The sequence below is a fragment of the Streptomyces sp. NPDC005863 genome, from assembly GCF_042871345.1.
Lineage (GTDB): Bacteria > Actinomycetota > Actinomycetes > Streptomycetales > Streptomycetaceae > Streptomyces.
The window spans coordinates 115,988-123,848 of the sequence record NZ_JBIAII010000014.1; the positions used below are offsets into that span (position 1 = coordinate 115,988).

General features: G+C 72.3%; 5 protein-coding genes and 1 pseudogene. All 6 read right to left on the reverse strand.

The genetic code is table 11. The features are described from left to right. Window positions 1-42: 42 nt before the first annotated feature. Window positions 43-510: pseudogene (locus ACFYO9_RS34500) on the reverse strand (hypothetical protein); the annotation flags it as partial. A gap of 93 nt (window positions 511-603) precedes the next feature. Beyond that, window positions 604-1,386 (reverse strand): respiratory nitrate reductase subunit gamma, encoded by a 783-nt coding sequence (narI, locus tag ACFYO9_RS34505; protein WP_358777146.1) that lies wholly within the window; start codon window positions 1,384-1,386, stop codon window positions 604-606. Beyond that, window positions 1,383-2,021, reverse strand: a complete 639-nt coding sequence (gene narJ / locus ACFYO9_RS34510) for a nitrate reductase molybdenum cofactor assembly chaperone (RefSeq protein WP_355815135.1) — start codon at window positions 2,019-2,021, stop codon at window positions 1,383-1,385. The genes narI and narJ overlap by 4 nt, the downstream gene beginning before the upstream one ends. Further along, window positions 2,018-3,649 (reverse strand): nitrate reductase subunit beta, encoded by a 1,632-nt coding sequence (narH, locus tag ACFYO9_RS34515; RefSeq protein ID WP_358777145.1) that lies wholly within the window; start codon window positions 3,647-3,649, stop codon window positions 2,018-2,020. The genes narJ and narH overlap by 4 nt, the downstream gene beginning before the upstream one ends. Further along, a complete protein-coding gene (locus ACFYO9_RS34520; RefSeq protein ID WP_355815141.1) occupies window positions 3,649-7,311 on the reverse strand; it encodes a nitrate reductase subunit alpha in 3,663 nt (1,220 codons plus the stop codon). The genes narH and ACFYO9_RS34520 overlap by 1 nt, the downstream gene beginning before the upstream one ends. 232 nt (window positions 7,312-7,543) lie before the next feature. Further along, window positions 7,544-7,861: response regulator transcription factor (locus ACFYO9_RS34525; protein WP_388667022.1), on the reverse strand; the 318-nt coding region annotated here is incomplete at its 5' end.

The following is a 7,861-nucleotide window of genomic DNA, read 5'->3' on the forward strand; positions in this document are numbered from 1 at the left end:
GGTGTAGAGGCCCGGCCCCCGCGAACACGCCACGTTCGGGGCGCCGGGCCCCGACGTGACGCCGACGAGTTCCCACCGCCCGCCGCGGCCCCTGCGCGGCTGCGGTCCGCCGGAGTCCCCGAAGCACGCCATGGCGGCGGGCGTGCGACTGATCGTGCACAGCCTGGTGCGGTCCGCGTAGCCGGGCGCGCACGCGGAGCGGGCCAGCACCCATTGCCGGTCGACGGGGGACCCGCCGCAGGTCCCGTCGTACAGCCCCTGCTCTGGGGCCGACTCGGGGATCGTCGCCATGAAGGGGTAACTCCCGGTGGAGTCAAGGACGTTGACGATCGCACCGGCACTTCCGGTCATGAGGGTGGCGCAGACCGCGGCGGTGAGCCCCGCGGCCGCGGCGGCGCGCGCCGCCCGACGGCGCACCGGCGGGGAGCCGGACCCGGACTGTTCCTTCTGGCTGAACACGAACGCTTGCGTCTGCGCCGGGATCCGTACGTGTTCAGCATGCTCGGCCATGATTCACCGGGCCATGGAGCAAGCAGACGGAGACTCCCTGCGGGCCGTGGGACCGCCACGGATAGGGGTCCCCCCCCCCCGGGCGGACGTCCCTCACCGGCCGCGACCCGTCCCGCCTCGCCCACCTCCTCGCCCACCGACTCGACCCGTGCGCGGCCCTGAGCCGCCGCCGGCCACCGCCGCCCGGCGGGTGGCCGGTACGCCGCGGGAGCGGTAGACGACGTAGGGGCGGGCGAGATAGGCGACGGGCGCGGTGAAGGCGTGCACGAGGCGGCTGAACGGCCACAGGGCGAACAGCGTCATGCCGAGCACGGCGTGCACCTGGTAGGCGAGCGGCGCGCCGGCCATGGCCGTCACATCGGGATCGAGGGCGAACAGCGAGCGGAACCACACCGAGACGCCGAGCCGGTAGTCGTAGGAGTCCGGTCGCAGCGTGGTGGCGGTCGCGGTGAGACCGGCGAGGATCACACAGACCAGGACCGGATAGACGACGCGGTCGCTGCGGCTGGTCCCGGCGCGCACGGCAGGCACCCGCGCCCGCCGGTACAGCAGGATGGCCAGACCGGCCAGGGTGGCCAGGCCCGCCGTGCCGCCGACGAGCAGCGCGTTGGCGTGGTACAGCCACTCGTGGACGTGCACGCTCTCGGTGAGCGTCTCGGGCACCAGGAGCCCGATGACGTGCCCGGCCACCACGAAGAGGAGCCCGTAGTGGAACAGCGGGCCGCCGATGCTCAGCAGCCGGTGCTCGTGCAGCTGGCTGGAGCGGGTGGTGAAGCCGAAGCGGTCGTAGCGGTAGCGCCAGGCCGTGCCCATGATCAGGACGGCGAGGACGAGATAGGGCAGCACGCCCCACAGGGCGATGTGCAGGTGGTTCACCGGGAGGTCTCCTGGGCGTGCGGAGCGTCGGGAACGGTACGGAGCCGGGGGACGGGGAGCGTGACGAGCCCGACCGACTCCGCGGGCGGTCCGGTGCGGGCCAGCCGCTGGGCCGCTTCGCGGGTGGCCGGGCCGGGCCCCGGCAGGGTGTGGCAGACCGCCTCGACGACATCGGCGTACGGACTGCGGTGCGCCGCGAGACCGAAGCGGAGCAGTTCGAGGGCGGGCCGGTGCTCGGTGAGCAGCCGCGCCCCGGCGTCCGGGACGCGGGCGGCGAACTCCAGCATCAGGGGCAGGAAGTCGGGCAGCTCGTCCTCGGGCGCCTGCCAGCCGTTCTCGCGGTACAGGGCCTTGAGCCCGGCGAGCGCCGGGCCGCGCCTGCGGGTGTCGCCGTCGGTGTAGTACGTCAGATACAGACAGCGCCGGCGGCTGCGGTCGAAGGTGGCGACGTACCGGGCGGCGAGGGTGAGCGGGGCCGTCTCCTCGACCTGGGCGATGAAGCGCCGCAGGAGGCGGATGTCGGCGCCGGGCACCGGCTCCAGCGCCGTGCGTACGGCGCGCAGCCGGTCGGGCCATTCCAGGTCGGGGTAGCCGAGCAGCAGCGACGCGGCCTGGTGGACGACGGCGCGGTTCACCGGGCGCCGCCCTCGGTGCTCGGGAAGAGACCGTCGGGGCGGCCGCGGCCGTTCCAGTTCAGGAGGTTGACCCGGTCGCGCAGCGACGTCCCCGCGTGCTCCGGCTCCCGTCCCGGGGCCGGGGTGGCGTGGAAGGTGTCCGCGTCGTACATGCCGGGCCCGCCGTCGCCCTCCAGGCTGCAGCCGGCGTCCAGATCGTCCGCGGGGAGCTCGGCGGTGTAACTGGTGGGGATGACATAGCGCTCGTCGTACTTGGCGAGGGCGAGCAGCCGGTACATGCCCTCGATCTCGTCGGCGCTCATGCCGACGGCGCCGGCGATGGCGGGGTCCTGCTCCTCGCCGAGGTTGACGCGCCGCATGTGGGAGCGCATCGCGGCGAGCCGGCACAGCGCCGCCTCGACCGGGGCGGGATCGCCCGCGGTGAAGAGCTCGGCGAGGTAGGCGACGGGGATGCGCAGCGAGTCGATGGCCGCGAAGAGCTTGGCCGGGTCCTCGCCGTCGTGCCCGGTGGCGGTCAGGGACTCCACGACGGGCGACAGCGGCGGGACGTACCAGACCATCGGCATGGTGCGGTACTCCGGGTGCAGCGGGAGCGCCACCTTGTACGTGCTGATCAGGGCGTGCACGGGGGAGCGCCGGGCGGCGGTCACCCAGTCGTGCGGGATGCCGGCCGCCTCGGCGGCCCGCGCCACCTCCGGGTCGTCCGGATCGAGGAAGCAGTCCAACTGGGCCTGGTAGAGGTCCTGTTCGTTCTCCGTGGCGGCGGCCTCGCCGACCTTGTCCGCGTCGTAGAGGATCACGCCCAGATAGCGCAGCCGCCCCACGCAGGTCTCCGAGCACACCGTCGGCTGGCCCGCCTCGATGCGCGGGTAGCAGAACGTGCACTTCTCGGCCTTGCCCGACCGGTGGTTGAAGTAGACCTTCTTGTACGGGCAGCCGCTCACGCACATCCGCCAGCCGCGGCAGCGGTCCTGGTCGACGAGGACGATGCCGTCCTCGATCCGCTTGTACAGGGCGCCGGACGGACACACCGCGACGCACGACGGGTTGAGGCAGTGCTCGCAGATCCGCGGCAGATAGAACATGAACGCCTGCTCGTACTCCAGGCGCACCTGCTCGTTCATCTTCTTCAGCATCGGGTCGCCGGCGATGTGCTCGGGCCCGCCGCCCAGGTCGTCGTCCCAGTTGGGCCCCCAGGTCACCGCGGTGGGCTCGCCGTCGACCTGGGAGCGGGGCCGCGCGGTGGGCACGTCGTCGCCGAGCGGCGCGGAGATGAGGGTCTCGTAGTCGTACGTCCAGGGCTCGTAGTAGTCCTGGAGCGAGGGCAGTTCGGGGTTGGCGAACAGCCGCGCAAGACGGCGGGCGCGGCCTCCGCTGCGCGGCACCAGACGGCCGTTCTTGAGCTGCCAGCCGCCGCGCCACTTGTCCTGGTCCTCGTAGCCGCGGGGGTAGCCCTGGCCGGGCCGGGTCTCGACGTTGTTGAACCACACGTACTCGGTGCCCGACCGGTTGGTCCAGGTCTGTTTGCAGGTCACCGAACAGGTGTGACAGCCGATGCACTTGTCGAGGTTCATCACCATCGCCACTTGCGCCATCACGCGCCCGATCGGGGCTCCGTCGCGGGGCATCAGTACTGGACCTCCTGGGTGCGGCGCCGGATGACGGTGACCGCGTCGCGCTGGTTGCCGGTGGGGCCGTAGTAGTTGGGGGCGAAGCTGAGCTGGGCGTGGCCGCCGATCAGATGGGTCGGCTTGATCAGGAGCTTGGTCAGGGCGTTGTGCACGCCGCCGCGCCGGCCGGTCGCCTCGGACTTCGGCACGTTCACCAGGCGTTCCTGGACGTGGTACATGAACACCGTGCCGGGCGGCATGCGGTGCGACACGACGGCGCGGGCCACGACCACGCCGTTGGCGTTCTGCGCCTCGATCCAGTCGTTGTCCGCGACGCCGATCGCCTCGGCGTCGGCCACGCCGATCCAGATGACCGGGCCGCCCCGGGCCAGCGTCTGCATCAGGAGGTTCTCCTGGTACTCGGAGTGGATCGACCACTTCGAGTGCGGCGTCAGATAGCGCACCGTCACCGAACGCCCGCCCGCCGCGTCGCCCTTCGGCTGCTCACCGAGCTCCGCGAGATCCAACGGCGGCCGGTAGACGGGGAGTTGTTCGCCGTACTCGGCGATCCACGGATGGTCGAGATAGAAGTGCTGACGTCCGGTCAGGGTGTGCCAGGGCTTGAAGTGCTCGGTGTTGATGGTGAACGGGGCGTAGCGGCGCTCCGGGCCTTCCTTGCCCGACCACTCGAAGCTCGCGCCGACCTGCACCGGCCGCGCCTGGGTGTCGGAGAACGTGACGCGCCGCTCGGCCACCGACGCCGCGAGCTCGCCGAGCCCGGTGTCGGCGCCGCACCGCTCGGCGAGCCGCTCGAACCCCTCGGCGGCGAGCCGGCCGTTGGTGGTGCCGGACAGCGCGAGGATCGCCTCGCACATCTTGACGTCCGTGTCGAGCAGCGGGCGGCCGCGCACCGGTTCGCGGACGGCCGTGCCGCAGCGGGCCGCCAGCCAGTCGATCTCCTGCTGCGGCTGCACGGTCACACCCTTGACCGTGATGCCCTCATCGCCGGTGAGCGGCCCGAGGGCGGCGATCTTGTCGCCGATGGCGGTGTAGTCCCGCTCCACCAGGGTGAACTGCGGTCCGGTGGGGCCGTCGGGCGGCGCCTCGCCGGGCGTGTCGTGCTGCAGCGGGGTGGCGATGAGGTCGTGGGCCACGTCGAGGCGGCCCCGCGCGAGCTTGCTGACCTCGGCGGCAAGGCCGTGGAAGATCTCGAAGTCGGTGCGGGCCTGCCAGGGCGGATCGATCGCGGGGGAGAAGGCGTGCACGTAGGGGTGCATGTCCGTGCTGGACAGGTCGTGCTTCTCGTACCAGGTCGCCGCGGGCAGCACCAGGTCGGCGAAGAGGCCGGTGGACGTCATGCGGAAGTCGAGCGAGGTCAGCAGGTCGATCTTTCCGCGCGGCGCCTCGTCCCGCCAGGTCACCTCGCGCGGCCGCTGGTCGGGGGCGGCCTCCTCGGCGCTCGCGTTGTCGGAGGCGCCCAGCAGGTGCCGCAGGAAGAACTCGTTGCCCTTGGCGGACGAGCCGATCAGATTGGCGCGCCAAACGGTGAGCACCCGCGGCCAGTTGGCCGGATCGTCGGGGTCCTCGCAGGCGTACGACAGGTTCCCCGCGTCGCGTTCGGCGGCCACCCAGCCGACCGGGTCGGCGCCGCTCTCGTGCACGCGCCGCCCGAGGTCCAGCGGGTTGGCGCCGAACGTCGGGGAGGAGGGCATCCAGCCCTGGCGCACCGAACGGGACACCAGGTCGGCGGTGTGCAGACCCGCCAGGCCGCCGGGTGCGGTGGGCGCGGCGAGGGTGTCCGCGGTGAACTTCTCGTAGCGCCACTGGTCGGTGTGCAGATACCAGTACGGGGTCCCGGCCATCTGCCGCGAGGGGCGCACCCAGTCCGACGCGGTGGCCAGCTGCTGCCAGCCCGCGTACGGGCGTACCTTCTCCTGCCCCACGTAGTGCGCCCAGCCGCCGCCGTTGACGCCCTGGCACCCGGTGAGCAGCAGCAGGGAGAGGAACGACCGGTAGATGGTGTCCGAGTGGAACCAGTGGTTGGTGCCCGCCCCCATCACGATCATGCAGCGGCCCCGGGTCTGCTCCGCGGTCCGGGCGAACTCCCGCGCCGCCCGCACCACGGCCTGCGCGGAGACCGAGGTGACCGCCTCCTGCCAGGCGGGGGTGCAGGGCGTGCCTGCGTCGTCGTACGAGACCACCGCCTGCGTGCCCAACCCCTCGCGCGCCACGCTGTACTGAGCGAGCATCAGGTCGAAGACGGTGGTCACGAGGCGCCCGTCGACGCGCAGCGCCGGGACCGTGCGCCGGCTCGTCGCGCCCTCCTCGTCGAAGCGGGGAAGCACCACCTCGACGGCCTCCGCGCCCGCGTGGCCGTGCAGCGTCAACAGGGGGTCGATGTCCCCGAGGTCGAGGTTCCAGCGCCCCTCGCCGACCTTGCCCCAGCGGTCGCCGAGGGTGCCGTTCGGGACGGTCGGCCGGTCGGCGGTCGCGTCGTAGAGGACGGGCATCCAGCGCCGCGACTCGGCCGCGGACTCCTTGGCCAGGTCGAGGTCGCGCGCGGTGACGAAGGCGCCGGGCGCGTGGTCGCCCGCGCCGCGCTCGTCGAGCCCCACGAGGAAGGGCAGATCGGTGAAGCGCTTGACGTAGTCGGTGAAGTACGGCACCTGCCGGTCCACGAAGCACTCCCGCAGGATCACGTGCCCCATGGCCATCGCGAGCGCGCCGTCGGTGCCCGGATGCGGGTGCAGCCACTCGTCGGCGAACTTCGTGGCGTCCGCGTAGTCCGGCGAGACCACGACGACCTTCTGGCCGCGATAGCGCGCCTCGGCCATCCAGTGCGCGTCCGGCGTCCGCGTCACCGGCACGTTGGAACCCCACAGCATCAGATACGCGGCGTCCCACCAGTCGCCCGACTCCGGCACGTCGGTCTGGTCGCCGAAGACCTGCGGCGAGGCGATCGGGAGGTCCGCGTACCAGTCGTAGAACGACAGCATCGGGGCGCCGATCAGGGAGTGGAAGCGCGCCCCGACCGCGTGCGAGGCCATCGACATCGCGGGGATCGGCGAGAAGCCGGCGATGCGGTCGGGGCCGTACTCCTTGAGGGTGTGGACATGCGCGGCGGCCGCGATCTCCAGCGCCTCGTCCCAGCCGATGCGGACCAGACCGCCCTTGCCGCGCGCCGACTGGTAGCGGCGCCGCTTCTCCGGATCGCCGGTGATCTCCGCCCAGGCCGCCACGGGGTCGCCGGCCAGACGGCGCTTGGCGTCGCGGAACATCTCCACGAGGACGCCGCGCGCGTGCGGGTAGCGCACCCGGGTGGGCGAGTACGTGTACCAGGAGAACGAGGCCCCGCGCGGGCAGCCGCGCGGCTCGTAGTCCGGCCGGTCGGCGCCCGCCGAGGGGTAGTCGGTCGCCTGCGTCTCCCAGGTGATGAGCCCGTCCTTGACGTACACCTGCCAGGAACACGAGCCGGTGCAGTTCACCCCGTGGGTGGAACGGACCACCTTGTCGTGCGCCCAGCGTTCGCGGTATGGCTCGTCGTTGACGCGCTGGTCCGTGCGGAACACCGCCCGGTTCTCGGGCGTGGTCGGCGCCCGCTGCATCAACTGCCCGGCGGCAAAAAGGCGTTCGGCGGCATCTGCCGCGATCCGCTCCGCCTTCGCCCTGCCACGTCCCATGCCACGGACTCCCCTCGGGGACTGGCCTGCCGGAACGGTCACCTCCGGCACGCATCTCTCGACGAACGTGGATCAGACTCCTCCGCTCGCCGCCGTGATGTGGATCTCAATCCGGCCAGTTGGTTGTACCTAGAAGTTATTTTCCTTCCTCTTGACATTGGAGCTTGTGTCTGGTGGGCGAACCGGTCAGGTTCCTTTACCCCGGAGGCCGTGTCCCCCTCCCGTCAACCCGTCAAGGGGAGGACTCGATGCCCCACGCCGCGGCCCGGGCGGCGGCCGCCGCGCGGTTGGGCAGGTCGAGCTTGGCGAGGATGTGCTCGATGTGGGTCCCCACGGTGCGCGGCGTGACGTACAGGCGCTGCGCGATCTCCCGGTTGGTGCGGCCTGTGGTCAGCTCGGCGAGGACCTGGAGCTCCCGCGGCGAGAGCCCGCCGGGGGGGGGGGGGGGGGGGCGGCCCCCCCCCCCGCCGGGCGGGGGGGGCGGCGCGGGGGGGGGGCAACGGTTTGCAGGGTTTAAAACCCGCCCGCCCGGTCGGGTTTTCGCCCGGGC